This window comes from Pseudomonas sp. GW822-FHT06B12 (assembly GCF_058799675.1).
In genome coordinates, this window is record NZ_JBXALR010000003.1 from 58887 (window position 1) to 83206 (window position 24320).

22 protein-coding genes are annotated in these 24320 nt (G+C 59.3%); all 22 read left to right on the forward strand.

Annotated features, from left to right (window positions below):
* The first annotated feature begins 5 nt into the window (after positions 1-5).
* The 22 genes from AC1RKH_RS07650 (at position 6) to fliG (ending at position 24318) form a co-directional block, all read left to right on the forward strand.
* Complete coding sequence (locus tag AC1RKH_RS07650; protein WP_071551303.1) at positions 6-734, forward strand: cephalosporin hydroxylase family protein; 729 nt, start codon at positions 6-8, stop codon at positions 732-734.
* Between the two features lie 55 nt (positions 735-789).
* The gene (locus AC1RKH_RS07655) at positions 790-3720 is read left to right on the forward strand and encodes a TIGR00180 family glycosyltransferase (RefSeq protein ID WP_493063703.1); all 2931 of its coding nucleotides are present in this window, start codon (positions 790-792) and stop codon (positions 3718-3720) included.
* 30 nt (positions 3721-3750) lie between these two features.
* A complete protein-coding gene (gene pseB / locus AC1RKH_RS07660; RefSeq protein ID WP_493063702.1) occupies positions 3751-4752 on the forward strand; it encodes a UDP-N-acetylglucosamine 4,6-dehydratase (inverting) in 1002 nt (333 codons plus the stop codon).
* Positions 4749-5906 carry a UDP-4-amino-4,6-dideoxy-N-acetyl-beta-L-altrosamine transaminase gene (gene pseC / locus AC1RKH_RS07665; protein ID WP_493063701.1) on the forward strand — a complete coding sequence of 386 codons (1158 nt, stop codon included), beginning with the start codon at positions 4749-4751 and terminating at the stop codon, positions 5904-5906. Before pseB ends, pseC begins: the two co-directional genes overlap by 4 nt.
* A 76-nt stretch (positions 5907-5982) precedes the next feature.
* Positions 5983-6603 carry a pseudaminic acid biosynthesis-associated methylase gene (locus AC1RKH_RS07670; protein ID WP_493063700.1) on the forward strand — a complete coding sequence of 207 codons (621 nt, stop codon included), beginning with the start codon at positions 5983-5985 and terminating at the stop codon, positions 6601-6603.
* Entirely contained in the window at positions 6600-7307 is a 708-nt protein-coding gene (pseF, locus tag AC1RKH_RS07675) for a pseudaminic acid cytidylyltransferase (RefSeq protein ID WP_493063699.1), read from the forward strand. The genes AC1RKH_RS07670 and pseF overlap by 4 nt, the downstream gene beginning before the upstream one ends.
* On the forward strand, positions 7304-8809 hold the full coding sequence (pseG, locus tag AC1RKH_RS07680; RefSeq protein WP_493063698.1) for a UDP-2,4-diacetamido-2,4,6-trideoxy-beta-L-altropyranose hydrolase: 1506 nt from the start codon (positions 7304-7306) through the stop codon (positions 8807-8809). The genes pseF and pseG overlap by 4 nt, the downstream gene beginning before the upstream one ends.
* Positions 8802-9854: a pseudaminic acid synthase gene (gene pseI / locus AC1RKH_RS07685; protein ID WP_493063697.1), complete on the forward strand. Its 1053-nt coding sequence runs from the start codon at positions 8802-8804 to the stop codon at positions 9852-9854. Before pseG ends, pseI begins: the two co-directional genes overlap by 8 nt.
* Before the next feature lie 216 nt (positions 9855-10070).
* The gene (locus tag AC1RKH_RS07690; protein WP_493063696.1) at positions 10071-10997 is read left to right on the forward strand and encodes a ketoacyl-ACP synthase III; all 927 of its coding nucleotides are present in this window, start codon (positions 10071-10073) and stop codon (positions 10995-10997) included.
* Between the two features lie 77 nt (positions 10998-11074).
* A complete protein-coding gene (locus tag AC1RKH_RS07695; RefSeq protein ID WP_493063695.1) occupies positions 11075-12367 on the forward strand; it encodes a motility associated factor glycosyltransferase family protein in 1293 nt (430 codons plus the stop codon).
* A complete protein-coding gene (locus AC1RKH_RS07700) occupies positions 12364-12636 on the forward strand; it encodes a hypothetical protein (protein WP_493063694.1) in 273 nt (90 codons plus the stop codon). Before AC1RKH_RS07695 ends, AC1RKH_RS07700 begins: the two co-directional genes overlap by 4 nt.
* 249 nt (positions 12637-12885) lie before the next feature.
* Positions 12886-13737 carry a flagellin domain-containing protein gene (locus AC1RKH_RS07705; protein WP_123423338.1) on the forward strand — a complete coding sequence of 284 codons (852 nt, stop codon included), beginning with the start codon at positions 12886-12888 and terminating at the stop codon, positions 13735-13737.
* 73 nt (positions 13738-13810) lie between these two features.
* Complete coding sequence (locus AC1RKH_RS07710) at positions 13811-14167, forward strand: flagellar protein FlaG (RefSeq protein ID WP_123423337.1); 357 nt, start codon at positions 13811-13813, stop codon at positions 14165-14167.
* A gap of 83 nt (positions 14168-14250) precedes the next feature.
* The gene (gene fliD, locus AC1RKH_RS07715) at positions 14251-15699 is read left to right on the forward strand and encodes a flagellar filament capping protein FliD (protein ID WP_493063693.1); all 1449 of its coding nucleotides are present in this window, start codon (positions 14251-14253) and stop codon (positions 15697-15699) included.
* A gap of 129 nt (positions 15700-15828) precedes the next feature.
* Entirely contained in the window at positions 15829-16224 is a 396-nt protein-coding gene (gene fliS, locus AC1RKH_RS07720) for a flagellar export chaperone FliS (protein ID WP_123423335.1), read from the forward strand.
* Positions 16225-16234: 10 nt separating this feature from the next.
* On the forward strand, positions 16235-16531 hold the full coding sequence (gene fliT / locus AC1RKH_RS07725; protein WP_123423334.1) for a flagellar protein FliT: 297 nt from the start codon (positions 16235-16237) through the stop codon (positions 16529-16531).
* A gap of 170 nt (positions 16532-16701) precedes the next feature.
* Positions 16702-18177, forward strand: a complete 1476-nt coding sequence (locus AC1RKH_RS07730; protein ID WP_493063692.1) for a sigma-54 dependent transcriptional regulator — start codon at positions 16702-16704, stop codon at positions 18175-18177.
* Positions 18178-18304: 127 nt separating this feature from the next.
* Entirely contained in the window at positions 18305-19510 is a 1206-nt protein-coding gene (locus tag AC1RKH_RS07735) for a sensor histidine kinase (RefSeq protein WP_493063742.1), read from the forward strand.
* 5 nt (positions 19511-19515) lie between these two features.
* The gene (gene fleR, locus AC1RKH_RS07740; protein ID WP_493063691.1) at positions 19516-20916 is read left to right on the forward strand and encodes a sigma-54-dependent response regulator transcription factor FleR; all 1401 of its coding nucleotides are present in this window, start codon (positions 19516-19518) and stop codon (positions 20914-20916) included.
* 258 nt (positions 20917-21174) lie between these two features.
* A complete protein-coding gene (fliE, locus tag AC1RKH_RS07745) occupies positions 21175-21504 on the forward strand; it encodes a flagellar hook-basal body complex protein FliE (RefSeq protein WP_123423330.1) in 330 nt (109 codons plus the stop codon).
* Between the two features lie 14 nt (positions 21505-21518).
* Complete coding sequence (gene fliF, locus AC1RKH_RS07750; RefSeq protein WP_493063690.1) at positions 21519-23306, forward strand: flagellar basal-body MS-ring/collar protein FliF; 1788 nt, start codon at positions 21519-21521, stop codon at positions 23304-23306.
* Complete coding sequence (fliG, locus tag AC1RKH_RS07755) at positions 23299-24318, forward strand: flagellar motor switch protein FliG (protein ID WP_019692390.1); 1020 nt, start codon at positions 23299-23301, stop codon at positions 24316-24318. Before fliF ends, fliG begins: the two co-directional genes overlap by 8 nt.
* Positions 24319-24320 lie beyond the last annotated feature (2 nt).

Genomic DNA, 24320 nt, shown 5'->3' on the forward strand with positions numbered 1-24320 from the left:
TTTGCATGAATCCTCATGAGCAGTTTCGCGAAGAAGTAAGCCAGAACATCGAAGGCTTGCAGCAGGACAAAAAACTTCAGTCCGAGTCGCTGGACTGGGTCGGTGTCACGGCCAAACACAAATACACCTACAACTTCAGCTGGATGGGCCGGCCGATCATTCAGTTTCCTCAGGACATGGTTGCCATGCAGGAAATCATCTGGGACCTGCGCCCGGATGTGATCGTCGAAACGGGCATCGCCCACGGCGGCTCCCTGGTGTTTTACGCCTCGATGCTGGAACTGATCGGCCACGGCGAAGTGCTGGGTGTGGACATCGACATTCGTCAACACAACCGCGAAGCCATTGAAGCCCACCCGATGGCGCGACGCATCAGCATGATCCAGGGTTCGAGCATCGATCCGGCCATCGTTGATGAAGTGCGTGCACGGGTTGCCGGCAAGAAAGTGCTGGTGGTTCTGGACTCCAACCATACCCATGAACACGTCCTTGAAGAGTTGCGCCTGTACGCGCCGCTGGTTTCGCTCGGCAGCTACTGCGTGGTGATGGACACCGTGGTCGAAGACATGCCGCAAGACGCTTTCCCGGATCGTCCGTGGGGCAAGGGCGATAACCCGAAAACTGCTGTCTGGGCCTACCTGGAAGAAAACCGCGACTTTGAAATCGATGCGCGGATTCACAGCAAGCTGCTGATCACCGTGGCGCCGGACGGCTATCTGCGTCGGGTTCGTTAAGCAACGACATCATTGTTGAGTTCATCGGGCGATACGCCGGTTGTGGGGAAAGACTATGCAAGGCAAGTACGGTTCTGAAAGCGGATTACCATTGAACGAGTTGTTGACGGTGGTACTCATCACCCACAACCGCCCGGCCTTTGCGCGCCGGGCGGTGAAGTTCTACAGCGCCTTGCCTTGCAGGATTCTGGTGCTGGACTCTTCGACCCAGGTCACCGATGGCATCGACGGCGTGTACTCCTCGGTCGACTATCAGCACCTGCCGCAGTACGGTTATTGGGGCATTCGGGCCAAGCTCGACTACGGCGTGCAGCAAGTCACCACGCCCTACATGGTGTTTGCCGCCGACGATGACTTCATCGTGCATGACGCCCTCGACGCTTCGGTGTCGTTCCTGGAAGCGAATCCGGATTACGGCATGTGCCATGGCTATTGCCTGATGTACCTGACCCTGGCCAACAGCGTGAGCTACTACCGTCGGGACAAGAAGGTCTGCGAGGACTATTCATCCGAGCGCGCGCAGGACCGGGTCATCGACTTCATGCATCAGTACATCCCGCCGTTCTATGCTGTTCACCGCACCGAGCTGTTGCGTGACTGGTACGCGCTCATGCCGGAGAACACCATCTTCGAATGGCAGGAAATCGGCCATGCGTACTACATGCTGGCAATGGCCAAGGCGCGAATTCTGCCGATCCCGTATGTGGTGCGAGAGGTCAATTACCTTGAGTCGGAGCACAACACCGAGATCTACAGCACCCTGACCCTCGCCGATGCCAAATCGGTAGCGGATCGTGAAGCGTTCGCCCAATTGCTGGCGACGTTGCCGAGTACCCGTACCGGTCTTGATGCGGAGCAGGCCAGGCAATTGGCACTGGACAGTTTCGAGGCGCTGGCCGACAGCCTGCGCAACCGTCGGGCGTTGACTGCCGAGCCGATTTTCGAGTCACGCTGGAACAATGTGCAGAAGGGGCCAGACCGCCAATTCGGGCTTTTGCAATACGTCGAAATGCCTTTCTACAATCAACAGTTCTTCGACCTGTTGAGCCAGTTTGAATTTCTGCTGCACGCCATGCCGGCCGGCCGCGTTCAGCTTCAGGGGCTCGAAGGTATCTGGACGATGCAGGCTGACATGATGCGGCCACGCAATAACGACACCCCTGAAAGCGTCGTCGAGCGCCTGGGGTACGCGTACGCCAGCAACCCGTTCAACCGTCAGGTGGTCAAGCGTCTGGCGCAGCAGTTGGAGCTTCTGGGCGAAGCGGACGACGCGCGGGACATGTTCGCCTGGGCCGAGCGTCTGGACGCAGTGTCGACTCAAGGCAATGACGAGGTGTTCGGTGCCATGCGCTCCGGTCGCCTGCTCAAGTGGCTGGCGGCGCGCACCCCGGACGCTGACGAAGTCGCTGCGACGTCGCGTTATCTGGCTGCCCAAAACGGCGGTCCACAGTTCGGCATTCTGGTGCTGGATCTGGACAACGACGCGGCCAAGCTACAGATCACCCTCGACAGTCTGCTGGAAGGTCACAACCACGCCTTCAAGATCGTGGTGTTCACCACAGGCGAGCCGCTGGCGGCAACGACGGTGCACAACACCTTGCACTTTGTCTGCGTGACGCAGGCCAACTATGTCGACAAGCTTAATCAGATCACGCGTCAATCGCCGTGCGACTGGTTGCTGCTGGTCGAGGCGGGGGACGAGTTCACCGCTGGCGGTTTGTTGCGTGCAGGTCTGGAACTGCACGCCGCGCCCGAATGCCGAGCGGTGGCAGCGGACGAGATTCAGCGTGACACCACTGGCGCGCTGATCGATGTGTTCCGCCCAGGCTTCAACCTCGACCTGCTGCAAAGCCTGCCAGCGCTGATGGCGCGGCATTGGCTGATCCGCAAGGATGTGTTGTTGGACGCGGGCGGTTACCAGGCCGACTTCAGCAAGGCGCTGGAGTTCGACTTGCTGCTGCGCATCATCGAGCAGGGCGGTCTGGCCTGGCTGGCTCATCTGGACGAACCGTTGCTGATCGCCCGGGCGCCGGTGCTGGAAGACAATGCCCACGAACGCCAGGCGTTGATCCGTCATCTCGCGACCCGTGGCTACAAGGCGCAAATCAGCTCCGCCGAGCCTGGTACTTATCAAATCGATTACCGTCACACCGAGCGTCCGCTGGTGTCGATCATCGTGGCGAGCCAGGATAATCTGGAGCAGCTGCAACGGTGCCTGACCGGCATTGTGCAACGAACCCGCTACACCCGTTACGAAGTGCTGATCGCCGACAACGCGAGCCAGTCGCCGGACATCCAGCAATGGCTGGACGGCCTCGGGCAGCCGGGCGACAAGGTCCGTGTCCTGCGGGCGCACGAGCGTCTCAGCCTGTCGGCGTTGTATAACGAGGCCAGTCAGCAGGCCCAGGGTGAATACCTGGTGCTGCTGGCGGCAGACAGTGAAGTGGTCAACCCGAACTGGCTCGATTCCCTGCTCAACCAGGCCCAGCGCCCGGAAGTTGGCGTGGTCGGCGCCAAGCTGCTGGATCGCGACGGCAAAGTGACTCAGGCCGGGCTGATTCTGGGCATGAACGACGGCGTCGGTTCGGCCTTCGTCGGCGAGCCGAAAGATGCCAAGGGCTACCTGAATCGTCTGGTACTGGAGCAGAATTACTCCGCCGTCTCGGCGGTGTGCCTGATGATCCGCAAAGTGTTGTTCGACGAGATTGGCGGGCTGGACGAACACGCGTTTGCCAGCGCCTACGGCGATGTCGATCTGTGCCTCAAGGCCGGTCAGGCCGGCTATCTGGTGGTGTGGACGCCGCAGGTGCAGGTCATCCATCCTGGCACCTTGCCCGATGCACCGCAGGCACTTGCGGCCTTGCGTGAAAAATGGGCCGGGCCGTTCCAGCACGATCTGGCGTACAACAAGAACCTCGCCCTGACCGGCAAGGGTTTCACCCTTGGCAATGCGACCAGCGTGGATTGGGCGCGGTTGCTGGTTTAAGTCTGGCGTAACGGTAGAGGGATTCGCGGCATGTTCAACGGCAAATCGATTTTCATCTCGGGCGGCACCGGTTCGTTCGGGCGCATGTTCATCCGGCGTTTGCTTGAGCAGTACCAGCCCAAGCGGGTGGTGGTGTTCTCGCGTGACGAACTCAAGCAGTACGAGATGCAGCAAACCTTCAATGCACCGTGCATGCGCTACTTTTTGGGCGATGTGCGCGATGCCGAGCGTTTGCGTCAGGCGATGCGCGGGATCGATTTCGTGGTGCATGCCGCCGCCCTGAAACAGGTGCCCGCGGCGGAATACAACCCTACCGAATGCATTCGCACCAACGTCAACGGCGCGGAAAACATCATCGCCGCCGCCATTGATAACGGTGTAAAGAAAGTCGTTGCGCTGTCCACCGACAAAGCCGCCAGCCCGATCAACCTGTACGGTGCGACCAAGCTGCTCTCGGACAAACTGTTCGTCGCGGCGAACAATATCGCCGGTGATCAGCAAACCCGGTTTGCGGTGGTGCGTTACGGCAATGTGGCCGGTTCACGCGGCTCGGTGGTGCCGTTCTTCAGCAAGCAGATTGCCGAGGGCGCAAAAGAGCTACCGATTACCGACGAGCGCATGACCCGCTTCTGGATCACCCTCGATCACGGTGTGCAGTTCGTACTCGACAGCTTCGCGCGCATGCAGGGTGGAGAGGTTTTCGTGCCGAAGATCCCGTCGATCCGCATCGTCGATCTGGCACGGGGCATGGCTGAGCATTTGCCGCACAAGATCGTCGGAATTCGTCCGGGTGAAAAACTCCATGAATTGATGGTACCGCTCGATGACGCACGGATGACCCTGGAGTTTGAGGACCACTACACCATCGAGCCGTCGATTCGCTTTACGCACGTCGATATTGATTTTGCGCTGGACGGCTTGGGTGAGCGGGGCCGGCGCGTGAACGAGGACTTCGAGTACCGCTCCGACACCAATGCGCATTTCCTCTCGGTCGACCAGATCGCCGAGTTGCATGCCGAGTTGTCGGCATGATTCCTTACGGTCGGCAAAGCCTTGATCAGGCGGATATAGACGCGGTGGTCGCGGTGTTGCAGTCCGACTGGTTGACCCAGGGGCCGACCATCGAACGTTTTGAACAGGCGATGGCACAGCGCTGTGAGGCGGATTATGCGGTGGCGGTGTGCAATGCCACGGCGGCTTTGCACATTGCTTGTCTGGCGGCTGGGCTCGGGCCAGGCGATCGCTTGTGGACCACGCCGAATACCTTTTTGGCTTCGGCCAATTGCGGTCGCTACTGCGGTGCCGAGGTGGACTTTGTCGACATCGACCCGCTGACCTGGAACCTCGATGCCTACGCCCTGAAAGCGAAGCTGGAAGCGGCGGAGGACAACGGCACGCTGCCTAAAGTGCTGGTAGCAGTGGCGTTCTCCGGGCAGAGCTGCGACCTGCGCATGATTGCCGGGCTGGCCGAGCGCTATGGCTTCACGGTGATCGAGGATGCGTCCCACGCGGTGGGGGCGAGCTATGCCGGACGGCCGGTGGGTTGCGGTGAGTTTGCGGCGATGACGGTGTTCAGCTTTCACCCGGTGAAGATCATCACCAGCGCCGAAGGCGGCATGGTCCTGACCAATCGCCGGGACCTGGCCGAGCGCCTGCAGCGCCTGCGCAGTCACGGCATGACCCGCGACCCCGAGCAGATGACCGAACCCAGCCACGGCCCCTGGTACTACCAACAGGTGGAACTGGGCTTCAACTACCGCATCACCGACCTGCAAGCGGCCCTCGGGCTGTCGCAGATGAACAAGCTGGATGCCTTCATCGAACGACGCCGCGAGCTGGCGGCGCGCTACGACCAATTGCTGGCGTATTTGCCGCTGACGCTGCCAAGTGCTCAGCCCGAGGCCGAGTCGGCGTGGCATCTGTACGTGGTGCGTCTGCAACTCGATCGTATCAACCTCAGTCATCGACAGGTGATTGAAGGTTTGCGAGCGGCCGGGGTAGGGGTGAATCTGCACTATATTCCAGTGCATTTGCAGCCGTACTATCGGGACCTGGGTTTCGCCGAAGGTGATTTCCCGCAGGCCGAGCGTTACTACGCCGAGGCCATCAGCTTGCCGCTGTTTCCATTACTCAGCGATGAACAGCAAGACTACGTGGTCGAGCAATTGCGCCGGCTGACCGAATAAATATCTTTGAAGGTTGCTGAGTCGCCCGTACGGGGATAGCGCCAGGCCTTGGTGATGAACGGATGAGAACGGTGTGATGCGCGAACTCAGTGAGCAGGAAAAATTCTGGCAAGGCGACTTCGGTAACCAGTACGTTGACCGCAACGTCGGCCAGCCTTTGGTGGCGGCCAACCTGGCCTTGTTTGCCAAGGCGTTGACGCGGGCCGGGCGTATCGACAGCCTGGTGGAGCTGGGCACCAATGCCGGCAACAACCTGCAGGCGCTGCGTCAGTTGCTGCCGCAGTGCGAACTGTTTGGCGTGGAAATCAATGCGAGTGCGTGTGCCCAGGCGCAGGCGTTGGGGATTGCGCAGATCTGGCACGGTTCGTTGTTCGATTTCCCCCGCGAGCGCACCTTTGACCTGACCCTGAGCAAAGGCGTGTTGATTCACCTGGCGCCGCAGCTGCTGCCGGCGGCCTATGCGCAGCTGTATGAGCTGAGCCAGCGCTACATCCTGATCGCCGAATACTACAATCCGGCGCCGGTCGAGGTGTCATATCGCGGTAACAGCGGCAAGTTGTTCAAGCGCGATTTTGCCGGTGAAATGCTTGATCGCTATGATGACTTGCAACTGGTGGACTACGGGTTTGGCTATCACCGCGACCCGCAATTCCCGGTGGATGACATCACTTGGTTTCTTCTGGAAAAACGCCGTTGAGCAACGTCGCCATCATCCCTGCCCGCGGTGGCAGCAAACGCATACCGCGCAAGAACCTCAAGCCGTTTGACGGCGTGCCGATGATTGCCCGTTCGATTCAAACGGCCCTCGATTCGGGGTTGTTCGCCCAAGTGGTGGTCAGCACCGACGATGACGAAATCGCCGACCTGGCCCGAGCCAGTGGTGCGCAGGTGCCGTTCGTGCGCCCGGCAGCCCTGGCCGATGATTTTACCGGTACGGCGGCGGTGATTGTCCATGCACTGGAAGAACTGCACCGACAGGGCAGCGACTTTGATTACGCCTGCTGCATTTACGCCACCGCGCCACTGCTGCAAACGCGGTTTCTGCAACAGGGTCTGGAGCGGCTGGAACAGCATCCGGACAAGTCGTTCGCGTTCTCGGTGTGCGACTTTGGTTTTCCGGTGCAGCGTGCCCTGACCCTTGACGATCAGGGCGCCTTGAGCGCGTTGTACCCGGAATTTCGTAACACTCGCTCCCAGGATTTACCGCCGGCCTATCAGGACGCCGGGCAGTTCTATTGGGGCCGCAGCAGTGCCTGGTTGCGCGGCGATGTGTTGTATTCGCCGCAGAGCCTGCCGGTGATCCTGCCGCGCTATCTGGTGCAAGACATCGACACCCTCGAAGACTGGAAGCGCGCCGAGTACCTGTACGCCGCACTGAAGGCTGGCGGTGAATTGCAATGAGAGTGCTGATCCGTGCCGACGCCTCGCCGACCATTGGCAGCGGCCACATCGCCCGCTGCCTGACCTTGGCCAGAGCCTTGCGCCAGATGGGCGCGCACGTCGCGTTTGCCTGTCGCCTGTTGCCGGGGCATCGGCTCGACAGTCTTGCCGCTGAAGGCTTTGAAACCTTCGCGCTGCCGGATCGCTATCCCGATGAAGACCCGCAACAGGCCATCGAAGCCATGCTGCCGTGGCAGGCTGACATCGCCGCGCTGGGGCACGCGCTGGAACAGCACGCGGTGTTCGACTGGATCATTGCCGACCATTACGGCCTCGATCACCACTGGCAGACCGCCGCCCGTCGCTGGGCACCACGGATCGGCGCAGTGGATGATCTGGCTACTCGCACCTACAGTGTCGATCTGCTGCTCAACCAGAATCTTTCTGGCACGCCAGAGGCCTATGCTTCGTTGCTTGCCCCGGGATGTCAGACCTTGTTTGGTCCGCGTTTCGCCATGCTGCGGGACGAGTTCTGCTGCCAGGCAATCAAAATCAAACCCCGGGCCAAGCGCGTACTGGTGAACTTCGGCGGCTTCGATGCGGCGAGGCAGACTCACCATGCGATGCTCGCGTTGACCGATTTCCATGAACTGGAAGTCGACTTCGTCGCCGGTGCCGACAACCCGGCGTGGGAGCAGATGCAGGCGCTGGCGGTCAGTCGACCGAACTGGCGTTTACAGCGTTTTGTCAGCGACTTTTACCGGCTGATGACCGAGGCCGACCTGTTTATCGGCGCCGGTGGCGGCACCAGTTGGGAGCGGGCGGCCATGGGGCTGCCGACGATTTGTATTGCAGTGTCGAACAATCAGCAGGCCAATGGCGAGGTCATGGCGACGTCGGGTGCCCATGTGTTCCTCGGCGCGCGGGAGCAGGTCAGCATCGAGCAACTGCGCCAGGCTATCGGCTTTGTCGCGGGTAATCAGGGCTTGCGCCAGAGTCTGGCCGAGCGCTCTCGGCAATTGGTCGATGGCCGTGGGGCGCAGCGGGTCGCGGCAGCGCTGGCCGGTGCTGTGCTGCCGGTGCGCAAGGCAACGCTGGACGATGCGCGTCTGTTGTTTGATGGACGTAATGCCGAGGCGGTACGGCGCTGGTCGCTGGACAACCGCAGCATCGACTGGCAAGCGCACCAGGCCTGGCTGGCCGCGAGTTTGAGCAGTCAGCAGCGTCTGCTGTTGATTGCCGAGGCCGGTGATGGCCCGGTTGGTGTGCTGCGCTACGACCTTCATGGGGTGAGCGCCGAAGTCTCGATTTACTTGTTCGAAGGCCGTTTCGGTCTGGGATGGGGCAGGGCGCTGCTGACCCGCGGCGAAGCCTTTGTGACGGCCCATTGGCCGCAAGTGCGCACCATCACCGCGCAGGTGTTGCCTGCCAATCGGCCGTCGCTGAGCCTGTTTCGCGAAGCCGGTTTTACCCAGAGCGCTTGCGCGTTCACGCGTGTATTGAAGGAGCACAGACATGACTAGCTTCAAGATTGGCGACCGCATGATCGGTGTCGATGCGCCGCCATTCATTATCGCCGAGATGAGCGGCAACCATAATCAGTCCCTGGAGGTCGCGTTGCAGATCGTCGAGGCTGCGGCCAAGGCTGGCGCGCATGCCTTGAAACTGCAGACCTACACCGCGGACACCATGACCCTGGACCTGGATCACGACGAGTTCTTTATCAAGGATCCCAATAGCCTTTGGGCAGGCACTTCGCTGTATGCGCTATACGAGAAGGCGCACACCCCGTGGGAATGGCATGCGCCGATCTTTGCCCGGGCCAAAGAGCTGGGCATGCTGGCGTTTTCGACACCCTTCGATGAGACCGCCGTGGATTTCCTCGAAAGCCTGGACGTGCCGGCCTACAAGATCGCCAGTTTTGAAAACACCGACTTGCCGCTGATTCGCCGAGTGGCGGCCACCGGTAAGCCGCTGATCATTTCCACCGGCATGGCCAGCATCGCCGAGCTGGATGAAACCGTGCGTGCAGCGCGTGCGGCAGGCTGCAAGGATCTGGTGCTGCTTAAATGCACCAGCACCTACCCCGCCACGCCGGCCAACAGCAATGTGCGAACCATCCCGCACCTGCGCGAACTGTTTGGTTGCGAAGTGGGATTGTCCGATCACTCCATGGGCGTCGGGGTCTCGGTAGCGGCGGTGGCCCTTGGGGCGACGGTGGTGGAAAAGCACTTCACCCTGGATCGGGCTGCCGGCGGTGTCGACGCGAGTTTCTCGCTGGAGCCGGCCGAACTGGCCAGTCTGGTGGTCGAGACCGAGCGCGCCTGGCAGGCCTTGGGGCAGGTGCATTATGGCGTTACCGAGGCCGAACAGAAGTCGCTGGTGTACCGTCGTTCGCTTTACGTTGCCCGGGACATGGCCGCCGGTGAGGTGTTCACGTCAGAGAACCTGCGAGCCATTCGCCCGGGTCTGGGCCTGGCGCCCAAGCACGCCGAGAGTATTATCGGACGACGTGCCCGCGAGCCTCTAAAGCGCGGCACTCCGCTGGCCTGGTCGCTTATCGAATGAGCGCTTGTGTGGCAGATTGCGCAAAATAGCGTGACCTGCGAGTCATAACGCGCATCTTCACTGTATTGTATTGATCGGGAAGATGGCGCCTGGCCGGTAATCGGCTCAGTGATAGCCCTTTAGGCTTTCCGTGGTTGCCCGTTGCGGGCCTATGTGTCGGCGCCCCTCGATTCGTGCGAACGGGGGTATTCAGCTGTTTATTATTGGGAAGCCGTAATGATTGGCATAAAAAGCATTGCGAGCTACGTACCTGTAGCCGGCGTGGACAATTACGCACAAGGTGCAAAATTCGAAAAGGATGAAGAATTCATCCTGGGCAAGATCGGTTCCGCTTTCCTGCCGCGTAAAGACGCCGGGCAGGAAACCTCGGACCTGTGTGTCGAAGCGGTCAATGCGTTGTTTGCCAACAACCCAGAGCTCAAGCGCGAATCGATCGATGTGCTGATCGTCGTCACCCAGAACGGCGACGAAGAAGGTCTGCCGCACACCGCAGCGATCGTTCAGGACAAGCTCGGTCTGCCTACCACCGTTGCCGCCTTCGATATCTCCCTGGGCTGCTCTGGCTACGTTTACGGCATCTACGCGATCAAGGGCTTCATGGAAGCCGCGGGCCTGAAGAACGGCCTGTTGGTGACCGCCGACCCTTACTCGAAAATCGTCGACCCCGAAGACCGCAACACCACCATGCTGTTCGGTGATGCCGCCACCGCGACCTGGATGGGCGAAGACGCCCCGTGGCAGTTGGGCAAGGCCAAGTTCGGCACCGACGGCTCCGGCGCACCGCACCTGAAAGTCACTGATGGGGTGTTCTTCATGAACGGTCGTCAGGTGTTCAACTTTGCGTTGCTGAAAGTCCCGGCGCATTTGCGCGAGTTGCTCGATGAGTCCGGCCTGCACGCCGACGATATCGATGCGTTCTGCATTCACCAGGGCAGTGCGGCGATTGTTGACGCCGTGGCACGGCGCTTCGAAGGTGATCCTGAAAAATTCATCAAGGACATGGTCGAGACCGGTAATACCGTGTCTTCGAGCATTCCGTTGTTGCTGGAAAAACACGTACTCGACTCCAAATGGAAGCGTGTCGCGTTGAGCGGTTTTGGTGTAGGGCTCTCGTGGGGTTCGGCAATCATTTATCGCCCCTGAATCTTGTGGCATAAAACATAGCGTCCAAGGTGTAGCCTTGAACGCTATTTTTTTGCCTGAATGACAAGCGAGGCAGCATGAGCGACAGCGTTGCAGACAATTTTCAGGTGATAGAGAGTCGCTGGCCGGCGCTGCATGTACGGTTGATGACTGAAGACAGCGCGGCGGTTCAGGCTGAGCTGGTGGAAGGTTTGGGGTCGACCCTGAGCATTGCCGGTATCCAGCTCACCAGTCGCCACGACCGCACGCGTGAGGCGCGGTTGCAAGCGGCCAGCCTGCCGCCGGCAAGCAACGTGGTCCATGTCTACGGCACAGGGCTGGGTGACTTGCAGTCTGTACTGCTTGAAAACACCGAGCTCCAGCGTTTGTACGTGCATATTCTCAATGGCGCGATTTTCTCGTTGACGTTGCGGTTGCTCGATCAGCGGCACTGGCTCAGTGATCCACGGGTCGAGTTGATCTATGCCGGCGACTTGTCGGACATCCACCTGCCGTTTTTTGCGTTACCGTCCGAGATGCTGCTGGCAGATGATTTCAATGCCAAGATTCGCGATCGGCTGATCAGCGAAGTACACCTTACCTTCAACAATCGTGAATTCGATCCGCAGTCTCCGGCGATCATTGAGCGGCTGGAGGAGAGTCGTGAGCTCGTTAGCCGTGATCGCGATGTGGCCGAGTTGTTCGCGACGTGTACCGGTCGGGAAGTCTATGTGATCGGCACGGGGCCAAGCCTTGAGCTGCATTTCGATCAGCTTCGGGCGGTGAGCGAGCGCGAACAGCGTCCCTTGTTCATCAGTGTCGATACCGCCTACCGACCGTTGCGCGAGCATGGTATCCGACCGGATCTGGTGGTCAGTATCGACCGGCGAATCAGCTTCAGGCACTTGCCGCCCGAGGACTCCGACAACATCCCGCTGGTGTACCTGCCCATGAGCGATCCGCAGGTGCTGAAAGCCTGGAAGGGCACGCGTTATGTCGGGTATTCCGCCAGCCCGGTCTATGCCGCTATTCGCCAACAGATCAGCAAGGCTGAACTGTATGTGGGTGGCAGCGTGATCCACCCGGCGGTGGACCTGGCGGTGAAGATGGGCGCGGACCGGATTACCCTGTTCGGTGCCGACTTTGCGTTCCCGATGAATAAAACCCATGCCGGCTGGAATGATGGCGATCTGGGGCAGGGGGTAAACCTGGCCAAGCACTGGGTGCTCGATGGACACGGGCAGCGGGTTCGAACGCAGTTGAACTTCCGCAGTTACCTGTGTGAGCTGGAGCGCTACATTGCCGGGCATCCGCAGGTCCGCTTTTTTAACAGCAGCAGGGCCGGGGCGATGATTGTGGGGACGACGTTCAATCAGGAGTTCGTGCAATGAACGGGCTTGCACAATGCATTATCGATTGCCGGCAGTGCGCCGGGTTGTTTCGTCTGGGGCGTGATGTCGAGGCAGCGCTGACCATGGTCGATGTGTTCGATAAGGTGCAAGACCTTCTTTGCGATACCTCGCAAGAGATCCAGCAACAATGGGCACAACTGCTCGTGTCGATGCTGGCCGCTCAGGAGGCGCAGGACTGGCTGGGGTTGGCTGACACCATGGAGTATGAATTGATCGATTTGCTGGAAGCCGGTCACGCTCACCACTGAATAGTTTTCTGCCGACAAAGACGATCCTCTCGCTGTCCTGTTGTCGGCAATTTCCTGACGTCATTTTTCTCTCGTGGGTCTCGTACAAGCCTTTGTTTTCGCGGGGGTGGCAGTGTGATGGCAATTTTTTTCAAAAAAGCCCTCAAGCAACCTGCAATCGCGACGATAACTACTACGAAGGTTCTCTAGGCCACACCCGGCGGTTGCCAGGGCCGGAAGCCGCAGTACCCAACCAACGAGGAACTCACCATGTCTTTAGGCGTAAACACTAACGTCGCTTCCCTGTCTGTTCAGAAAAACCTGAACAATGCCGCTAACGCTCTGCAGCAGTCGATGACTCGCCTGTCTTCCGGCCTGAAAATCAACAGCGCCAAAGACGACGCTGCCGGCCTGCAGATCGCTACCCGTATGAGCAGCCAGATCCGCGGCCAGACCGTAGCTATCAAAAACGCCAACGACGGCATCTCGATGGCTCAGACTGCTGAAGGCGCTCTGCAAGAGACCACCAACATTCTGCAACGTATGCGTGAACTGGCTGTCCAGGCACGTAACGGCACCAACGGCACAGCTGACCAGACCGCGACCAACGCGGAATTCACTCAGATGTCCGACGAGCTGACTCGTATTTCCCAGGCCACCAACCTGAACGGCAAAAACCTGCTGGACGGTTCCGCTGGTAGCATGACCCTGCAAGTGGGTTCCAACACCGGTACTGCCAACCAGATCACTCTGACCCTGAGCAGCAAGTTCGACGCCGCCAGCCTTTCGGTTGGTAGCGGTACTACTGTTCTGACCGGTGCTACCAGCGCTGCTGCTGGTTCCGCCATCGACGGCGCAATCACTGCAATCGACGCTGCACTGGCCACCGTTGGTGCCGTTCGTGCAAACCTCGGTGCTGCACAGAACCGTCTGACCAGCACCATCTCCAACCTGCAGAACGTCAACGAAAACGCCACCGCTGCACTGGGTCGCGTACAAGACACCGACTTCGCAGCAGAAACTGCTCAGCTGACCAAGCAGCAAACCCTGCAGCAAGCTTCCACCTCGGTTCTGGCTCAAGCCAACCAACTGCCTTCCGCTGTACTGAAGCTACTTCAGTAATTTCGGAATGAGTTTTGGCGGGGGAGTGTGCTGGTCGCGCTCTCTCGCTTTTTTACGTTAAGAGGTGATGGATATGGACATGAGCGTGAAGCTGAACTTGTCTTACCCGACCGCTCAGCCGGCGAGTACGACTGCCGACAAATCGGCTGCAGCACCTCGTAGCAGCAGTGACAGTGTTCAGGCTGTGGCTGGAAGTAAGGACGCGGACGCGCAGAAGCTGAAACTGGCCGTGCAAGAGATCGAGAAGTTCGTACAGTCGATCAAGCGCAACCTGGAGTTCTCTATCGATGAGGCTTCCGGCAGGGTGGTGGTGAAGGTGATTGCCACTGAATCGGGTGAAGTGGTGCGACAAATCCCTTCCGAAGAGGCGTTGAAGCTGGCGGACAGTTTGAGTTCGGCGAGCAATGTGCTGTTCGACGCAAAAGCCTGACAACTGGCATGAATAGTGTTTGTACGCTGATTTGACGGCGTGAGTGGTCAAAAGACCGGCGACAGACAGAAAGGGAGATGCACATGGCAAGTCCAATTTTACCGGGTACAGGTCTGGGTTCCGGCCTGGATATCGGTTCGATCGTTACAGCGTTGGTCAACAGCGACAAGTCGGCCAAGCAGACTCAGATCACCACTCAATCCTCGCTCAATACCTCGAAAATTTCCGGAGTGGGTTCGCTGAAAAGTGCTTTGGCCGCTTATCAGGCCGCCATGGACAAGCTCAATAGCTCGACAAGCCCTGCGTTTGGCGGGTTTGCGGCTACCTCGTCGACTCCGGCGAACTTGACCGTGACCTCCGATAACACTGCGGTCAACGGTACTTACAGTATTAATGTGAAGAATCTGGCTACCGGTTCCAAAGTTGCCAGTGCTTCTTTTGCAGGCGGTGCTACCAGTGCCATTCCGAGTGGTACTTTGAATATCAGTCAAAATGGCACTGCCTACAACGTCACTATCCCGTCCGGTGCGACGCTGCAGTCGACTCGCGATGCGATCAACACCACGCTGACAGCCCAGGGCATCACCGCCAACATCGTCACTGACAGTAACGGTTCGCGTCTGGTGATCGGGTCGACCACGACGGGCAAGGGCTCGGACCTTACTGTCAGTGGTATTGCCGGTCTGGCAATCGACGGCACCAAGATGATGGGCACTATCCCGGATCCGTCGTCGACAACTGGGGGGACGATGCCTGATCCTGCCAGTGCCGGTACTATCGGCGCGTTTGCCACTGATGCAAGCCTGACGATTGATGGTCTGGCAGTCACCAGCAAAACCAATACCGTCAATCAGGCGGTGGGTGGCTTGAGCATGACGCTGGTTGCACCGGGCACCTCGACGGTGACTGTAGCGACCAACACCACCGGTTTGCAGACGTCGATACAGTCGTTCGTCGACGCCTATAACACGCTGGTGAAGACGGTGACGTCGCTGACCCAGGCCTCGGCCGATGCCAATGGCAAGCTGACCGTCTCTGCAGCGCTGACCGGTGACTCGATGCCTCGCTCGCTGATTGCCGATATTCGCAATCAGCTGGTGACTCCTGGGCCAGGGGGGCAATTGGCGGTGTTATCGCAATTAGGTATCACCACCGATCAGAAGCTCGGCACGTTGAATTTCGACTCCGTCAAGTTCAACGCTGCGATGACTACCAAGGGGTTGAGTAGTCAGGTCCAGACGCTGTTCACCGGGACCAACAGCACCAATGGCCTGCTGGCCCGGATGAGCGCGGCGATCAAGCCTTACTCGCAGACTGGCGGCATTCTTGATCAGCGCACCACCAGCCTGAACAAGCAGAAAAGCGATCTGAGCAATCAGCAGGTGGCGCTGGACCTGCGCGTTACCACACTGACCGCGACGCTGACTGCCAAGTACAATGCCATGGACCTGTTGGTCGGGCAGATGAAGGCGACGTCGACCAGTATCACCTCGTTCTTCACCTCCTTGAACGCACAGAAGTCCGGCGGCTAATCTTGAGCCAGCGCCAAAAACCCGGCTGCGTTTTTAACGCGCCGGGTTTTTGCCTTTTGAATTTAAAGTTTTTTGACTCGTAGACGATACATTGGTTATACGAGCCCTTGAATTGTGATGAGGTAGAGCATGAATCCGATGTTAGCCCTTCGGCAATATCAGAAAATTGGAGCGCAGGCCCAAACCTCCGAAGCCAGTCCGCACCGGTTGGTGCAGATGTTGATGGAGGGTGGTCTGGATCGCATTGCTCAGGCCAAAGGCGCCATGGAGCGAAAGGATATTCCGGGCAAAGGTGTGTTCATCAGCAAGGCCATCGGCATCATTGGCGGCTTGCGTGAAGGCCTGGACCTTGAGAACAAGGCGGATGAAGTAGGGGAGCTGGATAATCTCTACGTCTACATGATGAAGCGTCTGGCTGAGGCCAATATCAAGAGCGATCCGAAGATCCTCGACGAGGTCGCCGATTTGCTGGGTACGGTCAAAGAAGGCTGGGATGCCATCGCAGCGCCAGGTCCGCAGTTTTAAGGAGATCACCATGAGTCTTGTACTGCAGCGTATCGAACAAACCCGTGAAGCTCTGGTCGATGCACTGGCCGAGCGTAATTGGGAAGCTATCGGTCAATTGGACCTGGATTGCCGTTCCTGCATGGAAGACGTTTTGAGTGAGGCTTCGCTGGATGAGGCGGCGTTGCGCGATAACCTCGAGGAGTTGCTTGGGGTGTATCGGCAGTTGTTGGAGGCGGCGACGGGGGAGCGTCAGGCAATATTCGATGAGATGTCACAGATCCATCAAGCACAGAACGCGGCAAAGGTTTACCATCTGTTCGGTTAATCCTCAGTTAATCCGACCGTAGTGCGCCATAAATTTGACTGTGCACGGTTTTTTGACTTAACTAGTGGCTGTTTGAAGATTTCAGGCGTCTACCAGGCTTAACGTGCCTGCAAGCGTCTAGCTTGCCCACTCATTTCGGGCATTGAGTTGACTAGGGAAGTTGCTATTGCATGTGGCGTGAAACCAAAATTCTGCTGATTGATGACGATAGCGTCCGCCGCCGCGACCTGGCGGTGATTTTAAATTTTCTTGGCGAAGAAAATTTACCCTGTGGTAGCCATGACTGGCAGCAGGCTGTCGGCTCTTTGTCATCAAGTCGTGAAGTAATCTGTGTCCTCATCGGGACCGTAAATGCTCCTGGCGCTCTTCCGGGCCTGTTAAAGACACTCGCTACCTGGGATGAGTTCCTTCCGGTTTTGTTAATGGGCGATAATTCTTCCGTTGACCTGCCAGAAGACCAGCGTCGCCGGGTGCTTTCCACTCTGGAGATGCCGCCCAGCTACAGCAAGTTGCTGGACTCTCTGCATCGCGCCCAGGTTTATCGCGAGATGTACGACCAGGCCCGTGAGCGCGGTCGTCACCGTGAACCCAATCTATTCCGTAGTCTTGTCGGCACCAGTCGGGCGATTCAGCACGTGCGCCAGATGATGCAGCAAGTGGCCGACACCGATGCCAGCGTGCTGATCCTCGGTGAGTCCGGTACGGGCAAGGAAGTGGTCGCGCGCAATCTGCACTACCACTCCAAGCGACGCGACGCGCCGTTTGTGCCGGTCAACTGCGGGGCTATTCCGGCCGAGTTGTTGGAAAGCGAACTGTTCGGCCATGAGAAGGGCGCCTTTACCGGTGCCATCACCAGCCGCGCCGGGCGTTTTGAGCTGGCCAATGGCGGTACGCTGTTCCTCGACGAGATCGGTGATATGCCGCTGCCGATGCAGGTCAAGCTGCTGCGGGTATTGCAAGAGCGCACCTTCGAGCGCGTGGGGAGCAACAAGACCCAGAGCGTCGACGTGCGGATCATTGCCGCAACCCACAAGAATCTCGAAAGCATGATCGAGGTCGGCAGCTTCCGTGAGGATCTGTACTACCGCCTTAACGTCTTCCCGATCGAGATGGCGCCGCTGCGTGAGCGTGTCGAAGATATTCCGTTGCTGATGAACGAGCTGATTTCGCGCATGGAGCACGAGAAGCGCGGTTCGATTCGCTTCAATTCGGCGGCGATCATGTCGCTGTGCCGTCATGGCTGGCCGGGCAACGTTCGTGAGCTGGCCAACCTGGTCGAGCGTATGGCGATCATGCACCCGTACGGGGTGATCGGCGTGGTCGAATTGCCGAAGAAATTCCGTTATGTCGATGACGAAGACGAGCAACTGGTCGATAGCTTGCGCAGCGATCTTGAAGAGCGGGTAGCCATCAACGGCCATACCCCGGACTTCAGCGCGAACGCCATGCTGCCGCCAGAAGGCCTGGACCTCAAGGACTACCTCGGTGGTCTGGAGCAGGGTCTGATCCAGCAGGCGCTGGATGATGCCAATGGCATCGTGGCGCGTGCCGCCGAGCGCCTGCGCATTCGACGTACCACCCTGGTGGAGAAGATGCGCAAGTACGGCATGAGTCGTCGTGATGGAGATGAGCAGGCGGACGATTGACGCCTGTTTTTCAACCCGCTGAATAATGGGCGGTTTTTTTTAGGCACGGGTATTGCTACGTCCCTCGCAACGTTCCGTTTAACTGACGGTCAGCCAGCGAGAGAGCACGATGCCCCACGCCGCCCAAATGTCTCCTGCCTCCGAAGCTTCGGGGCAATCGTCCTCTGTAGAGCAGGCAAGTCGGCTTGGCCTTGAGCAGGCGTTCGCGCTGTTCAGTCAGATGTCGAGCCAACTTACCGACTCCTACAGCATGCTTGAAGCGCGGGTCACCGAGCTCAAGGGCGAGCTGGCAGTGGTCAGCGCTCAGCGCATGCAAGAGCTGGCCGAAAAAGAGCGCCTGGCCAACCGGCTGCAAAACCTTCTCGACTTGTTGCCTGGCGGCGTCATCGTCATTGATGCCCAGGGGATCGTGCGCGAAGCCAATCCGGCGGCCAGCGAGCTGCTCGGTCTGCCGCTTGAAGGCGAGTTGTGGCGTCATGTCATTGCGCGCTGCTTTGCCCCGCGCGAGGACGACGGTCATGAAATCTCTCTGAAAGATGGTCGGCGTCTGTCGATTGCCACGCGCTCGCTGGATGCCGAGCCGGGGCAGTTGGTGCTGCTCAATGACTTGACTGAAACCCGACATTTGCAAGCTCAGCTGGCTCGCCATGAGCGTCTGTCGTCTCTTGGGCGGATGGTTGCTTCCCTGGCGCATCAGATTCGTACGCCGTTATCCGCGGCATTGTTGTACGCCAGTCATTTGACTGAGCAGGAACTGCCGGTCGCCACCCAGCAGCGGTTTGCCGGACGTTTGAAAGAGCGCCTGCATGAGCTCGAGCATCAGGTGCGTGACATGCTGGTGTTCGCTCGTGGTGAGCTGCCGTTGACCGATCGCGTGACGCCCAAGGCGCTGATGCAATCGCTGCAAGCGGCGGCATTGACTCATGTTCAGGATTGTCCGGTGCGTTGGCAGTGCGATAGCCATGCCGGGGAATTGCTGTGTAATCGCGACACGCTGGTCGGTGCGCTGCTGAACCTGATTGAGAATTCGATTCAGGCCAGTGCCGGCAATGTGCGCCTGAAAGTTCATCTATACACCCGTGGAAATACCCTTCGACTGTGCGTCAGCGATAACGGCGACGGTATCGATGCGACAGTGCTGGCGCGCCTGGGTGAACCGTTTTTCACCACCAAAACCACCGGCACCGGTCTTGGCCTGACCGTGGTCAAGGCGGTAGCCCGTGCTCATCAGGGAGAATTGCAACTGCGCTCGCGGCCGGGCCGCGGCACCTGTGCGGTGGTGATTTTGCCGTTTTTTTCTTGTAAGCGGCCCAGCGCTCAAGGCGTGGAGTGAGGTTGATGGCAATCAAGGTTTTACTGGTCGAAGATGACCGCGCGCTGCGCGAGGCGCTAACGGATACGCTGCTGCTGGCCGGTCATGATTACACCGCAGTGGGTTCGGCCGAAGACGCACTGCAGGCTGTGGCGAGCGAGTCATTCAATCTGGTGCTCAGTGACGTCAACATGCCGGGCATGGATGGTCATCAGTTGTTGGGATTGTTGCGTATTCGCCATCCGCAATTGCCGGTATTGCTGATGACCGCTCATGGTGCGGTCGAGCGCGCAGTCGACGCAATGCGTCAGGGCGCGGCAGACTATCTGGTCAAGCCATTCGAGCCCAAGGCGTTGCTGGATCTGGTGGCGCGCCATGCCCTGGGGTGTCTGGGGGCGGCAGAGGGCGAAGGCCCGGTAGCGTTCGAGCCGGCCAGTGCGCAGTTGCTTGAGCTGGCAGCCCGTGTGGCGCGAAGTGATTCGACGGTGTTGATCTCTGGCGAGTCAGGCACCGGCAAAGAGGTGCTGGCGCGTTATATTCACCAGCACTCGCACCGCGCGAGTCAGCCGTTCATTGCGATCAATTGTGCGGCGATCCCGGACAACATGCTCGAAGCGACGCTGTTCGGTCATGAGAAGGGCTCATTCACGGGCGCCATTGCAGCCCAGGCCGGCAAGTTCGAGCAGGCCGATGGCGGGACCATTCTGCTCGACGAAATTTCTGAAATGCCCTTGGGACTTCAGGCCAAGCTGCTGCGCGTTTTGCAGGAGCGTGAAGTCGAGCGCGTGGGGGCGCGCAAGCCGATTGCTCTGGATATCCGGGTGGTTGCAACCACTAACCGGGATCTGGCGGGCGAAGTGGCGGCGGGGCGTTTTCGTGAAGATCTTTACTATCGCCTGTCGGTGTTCCCGCTGGCCTGGCGTCCGTTGCGTGAGCGCACTGCCGATATCTTGCCGCTGGCCGAGCGTCTGCTGGCCAAGCACATCAATAAAATGAAGCATGCCGCTGCCAGGCTATCGCCCGAGGCCCGGGCGTGCCTGATCGGTTATCCGTGGCCGGGCAACGTGCGTGAACTGGACAACGCCATTCAGCGGGCGCTGATTTTGCAGCAGGGTGGCTTGATTCAGCCGCAGGATTTCTGTCTTGCGGGGCCGGTCGCTTGCGCGCCTTTGCCGGTATTGGCGCCTGTTCCGATGTCGGCGCGAATGCTTGAGGTCGAGGCGCCGCAAGGCGATTCAGCGGGCGCGCTGGGCGATGATCTGCGACGTCGCGAGTTCCAGATGATCATCGATACGTTGCGTTCCGAGCGCGGGCGGCGCAAGGAGGCGGCCGAGCGACTGGGTATCAGTCCGCGGACCTTGCGCTACAAACTGGCGCAAATGCGCGATGCGGGAATGGATGTCGAAGGTTATTTGTTTGCGACCTGAACCGTATCTGTAGCAGCTGTCGAGCTTGCGAGGCGGCGTTCGGCTGCGAAGCAGTCGTAAACCGGGCGACGAGATTTTCCAGAAAAACGCGAACGCAGGATCTGCGAGGACTTCGTCCTCGAACGCAGCCTCGCGGGGGCGGTGATCCGTGTCGGACTTTTATGAAAGGTCGCCATGGAGCTGGCACCCTTGTTGCTAACACCACTCTATCCGCCGAGTGAGTGTCAAAAAATTGCGGGTCGTCAGAGAGAGTAGACCATGAGCCAGGGAATTGAATTTAATCGGTTGATGTTGGACATGCGGTCCATGCAAATGGACGCCATGGCCCAGCCGAAAGCCGCCGTCGCGGTGCCGGAAATGGGCGGCAGCAGCTTTTCCGACATGCTCGGCAAGGCCGTCAACAAGGTCAACGATACCCAGCAGGCTTCGAACCAACTGGCCAATGCGTTCGAAATTGGCAAAAGCGGCGTCGACCTGACAGATGTGATGATTTCCTCGCAGAAGGCCAGCGTGTCTTTCCAGGCGTTGACCCAAGTGCGTAACAAGCTGGTACAGGCATACCAAGACATCATGCAGATGCCGGTCTAAGGAAGTATTGAGTCATGGCAGAAGCAGTCGCCGATAACGTTCCGGCCAAGGCCACACCTGTCGACGGAAAACCGCCGTTGTTTGGTCTGTCCTTCCTGGAAAACCTTTCCGAGATGACCATGCTGCGTCAGGTAGGCCTGTTGGTTGGCCTGGCTGCAAGCGTGGCGATTGGTTTTGCCGTGGTGCTGTGGTCGCAGCAACCCGACTATCGGCCGCTGTACGGCAGCCTTGCCGGTATGGACGCCAAGCAGGTCATGGCAACCCTGGCCGCCGCCGACATTCCCTACACGATTGAACCCAACTCCGGTGCCTTGCTGGTCAAGGCCGATGATGTGGCGCGTGCGCGGCTCAAGCTCGCCGCTGCTGGCGTCACTCCCAGCGACGGCAACATCGGTTTTGAAATCCTCGACAAGGATCAGGGTCTGGGGACCAGTCAGTTCATGGAAGCGACCCGTTATCGTCGCGGCCTTGAAGGTGAGCTGGCGCGGACCATTTCCAGCCTGAACAACGTCAAGGGTGCCCGTGTGCACCTGGCCATTCCGAAAAGCTCGGTCTTCGTGCGTGACGAACGCAAGCCAAGCGCATCGGTACTGGTTGAGCTGTATTCCGGTCGTTCACTGGAACCGGGACAGGTTCTGGCCATTATCAATCTGGTGGCGACCAGTGTTCCCGAGTTGAGCAAGTCGCAAATCACCGTCGTCGACCAGAAGGGCACCTTGCTCTCCGATCAGGCGGAAAACTCCGAACTGAGCATGGCCGGCAAGCAATTCGATTACAGCCGCCGTATGGAAAGCATGCTCACCCAGCGCGTGCACAATATTCTGCAACCGGTGTTGGGCAACGATCGCTACAAGGCTGAAGTCTCCGCCGACGTGGACTTCAGCGCGGTCGAGTCGACCTCGGAGCAATTCAACCCGGATCAGCCGGCGCTGCGCAGCGAGCAGTCGACGTCCGAACAGCGTACTGCCAGCAACGGCCCGCAAGGTGTTCCCGGTGCTCTGAGCAATCAGCCGCCATCGCCTGCCTCCGCGCCGCAAACCACCGGTGGTTCGAGCGCTTCCGCTGGCATGGTGCAGCCAGGTCAGCCGCTGCTTGATGCCAACGGTCAACAAATCATGGACCCGGCAACCGGTCAGCCGATGCTGGCGCCGTATCCGGCGGACAAGCGTCTGCAATCCACCAAAAACTTCGAACTCGACCGTTCCATCAGCCACACCAAACAACAGCAGGGCCGTTTGAGTCGCCTGTCGGTTGCGGTCGTTGTGGATGATCAGGTCAAGGTCAACCCGGCCAACGGTGAAACCACTCGTATGCCTTGGAGCACCGATGATTTGGCGCGCTTCACGCGTCTGGTGCAGAGCGCCGTCGGTTTTGACGCCAGCCGTGGCGACAGTGTCAGCGTGGTCAACGTGCCGTTCTCGGCCGAGCGTGGCGAAGTCATCGCCGACATCCCGTTCTACTCGCAACCCTGGTTCTGGGATGTGGTGAAACAGGTTCTCGGGGTGTTGTTCATTCTGGTGCTGGTGTTTGGCGTGCTGCGTCCGGTGCTCAACAACATCACCGGCGGCGGCAAAGGCAAGCAACTGGCGGGTCTGGGCAGCGATGTCGAGCTCGGTGGCATGGGCGGTCTGGACGGCGAACTGGCCAACGACCGCGTCAGTCTCGGCGGCCCGCAAAGTATTCTGCTGCCTAGCCCGAGCGAAGGCTATGACGCACAGTTGAACGCAATCAAGAGTCTGGTGGCCGAAGATCCGGGTCGTGTGGCTCAGGTCGTGAAAGAGTGGATTAACGCAGATGAGTGATAACCGAGCCGCTATCGCCAAACTCAGCCGGGTCGACAAAGCCGCGATTCTGCTGCTGTCCCTGGGTTCAACCGATGCTGCGCAAGTGCTGCGCCACATGGGGCCTAAAGAGGTTCAGCGTGTGGGTGTGGCCATGGCGCAGATGGGCAATGTGCACCGCGAGCAGGTCGAGCAGGTGATGAGCGAGTTCGTCGACATCGTCGGCGATCAGACCAGCCTCGGCGTCGGCTCCGATGACTATGTGCGCAAGATGCTCACCCAGGCGCTGGGCGAAGACAAGGCCAACGGCCTGATCGACCGTATTCTGCTGGGTGGCAATACCAGTGGTCTGGACAGCCTGAAATGGATGGAACCGCGTGCGGTGGCGGACGTGATCCGTTACGAGCACCCGCAGATCCAGGCGATCGTCGTGGCGTATCTCGATCCGGATCAGGCTGGCGAAGTGCTCGGCAACTTCGACCATAAAGTGCGGCTGGATATTATATTGCGGGTCTCGTCGCTGAACACCGTGCAGCCGGCGGCCCTGAAAGAGCTGAACCAGATTCTCGAGAAGCAATTCTCCGGCAACTCCAATGCCGCGCGCACCACCCTGGGTGGTATCAAGCGTGCAGCCGACATCATGAACTTCCTCGACAGCTCGATCGAAGGTCAACTGATGGACTCGATCCGCGAAGTCGACGAAGACCTGTCCGGTCAGATCGAAGACCTCATGTTCGTGTTCAACAACCTGTCCGATGTCGACGACCGCGGAATTCAGGCGTTGCTGCGCGAAGTTTCCTCGGACGTGCTGGTGCTGGCCCTCAAGGGCTCGGACGAAGGCGTCAAGGAAAAGATCTTCAAGAATATGTCCAAGCGTGCGGCCGAATTGCTGCGCGACGACTTGGAGGCCAAGGGCCCGGTACGCGTCAGCGACGTGGAAACCGCACAGAAAGAAATCCTCACCATTGCCCGCCGTATGGCCGAAGCCGGAGAAATCGTTCTCGGCGGGAAGGGCGGCGAGGAAATGATTTAACG

Coding starts and splice junctions, on each gene's coding strand:
- AC1RKH_RS07650 (WP_071551303.1), top strand. CDS start 6: ATGAATCCTCATGAGCAGTTTCGCGAAGAAGTAAGCCAGAACATCGAA.
- AC1RKH_RS07700 (WP_493063694.1), top strand. CDS start 12,364: ATGAACGGGCTTGCACAATGCATTATCGATTGCCGGCAGTGCGCCGGG.
- fliG (WP_019692390.1), top strand. CDS start 23,299: ATGAGTGATAACCGAGCCGCTATCGCCAAACTCAGCCGGGTCGACAAA.
- pseI (WP_493063697.1), top strand. CDS start 8,802: ATGACTAGCTTCAAGATTGGCGACCGCATGATCGGTGTCGATGCGCCG.
- pseC (WP_493063701.1), top strand. CDS start 4,749: ATGATTCCTTACGGTCGGCAAAGCCTTGATCAGGCGGATATAGACGCG.
- AC1RKH_RS07695 (WP_493063695.1), top strand. CDS start 11,075: ATGAGCGACAGCGTTGCAGACAATTTTCAGGTGATAGAGAGTCGCTGG.
- fliT (WP_123423334.1), top strand. CDS start 16,235: ATGAGTCTTGTACTGCAGCGTATCGAACAAACCCGTGAAGCTCTGGTC.
- AC1RKH_RS07710 (WP_123423337.1), top strand. CDS start 13,811: ATGGACATGAGCGTGAAGCTGAACTTGTCTTACCCGACCGCTCAGCCG.
- fliS (WP_123423335.1), top strand. CDS start 15,829: ATGAATCCGATGTTAGCCCTTCGGCAATATCAGAAAATTGGAGCGCAG.
- AC1RKH_RS07735 (WP_493063742.1), top strand. CDS start 18,305: ATGTCTCCTGCCTCCGAAGCTTCGGGGCAATCGTCCTCTGTAGAGCAG.
- fleR (WP_493063691.1), top strand. CDS start 19,516: ATGGCAATCAAGGTTTTACTGGTCGAAGATGACCGCGCGCTGCGCGAG.
- AC1RKH_RS07730 (WP_493063692.1), top strand. CDS start 16,702: ATGTGGCGTGAAACCAAAATTCTGCTGATTGATGACGATAGCGTCCGC.
- AC1RKH_RS07670 (WP_493063700.1), top strand. CDS start 5,983: ATGCGCGAACTCAGTGAGCAGGAAAAATTCTGGCAAGGCGACTTCGGT.
- fliF (WP_493063690.1), top strand. CDS start 21,519: ATGGCAGAAGCAGTCGCCGATAACGTTCCGGCCAAGGCCACACCTGTC.
- fliD (WP_493063693.1), top strand. CDS start 14,251: ATGGCAAGTCCAATTTTACCGGGTACAGGTCTGGGTTCCGGCCTGGAT.
- pseB (WP_493063702.1), top strand. CDS start 3,751: ATGTTCAACGGCAAATCGATTTTCATCTCGGGCGGCACCGGTTCGTTC.
- AC1RKH_RS07705 (WP_123423338.1), top strand. CDS start 12,886: ATGTCTTTAGGCGTAAACACTAACGTCGCTTCCCTGTCTGTTCAGAAA.
- AC1RKH_RS07655 (WP_493063703.1), top strand. CDS start 790: ATGCAAGGCAAGTACGGTTCTGAAAGCGGATTACCATTGAACGAGTTG.
- pseG (WP_493063698.1), top strand. CDS start 7,304: ATGAGAGTGCTGATCCGTGCCGACGCCTCGCCGACCATTGGCAGCGGC.
- fliE (WP_123423330.1), top strand. CDS start 21,175: ATGAGCCAGGGAATTGAATTTAATCGGTTGATGTTGGACATGCGGTCC.
- AC1RKH_RS07690 (WP_493063696.1), top strand. CDS start 10,071: ATGATTGGCATAAAAAGCATTGCGAGCTACGTACCTGTAGCCGGCGTG.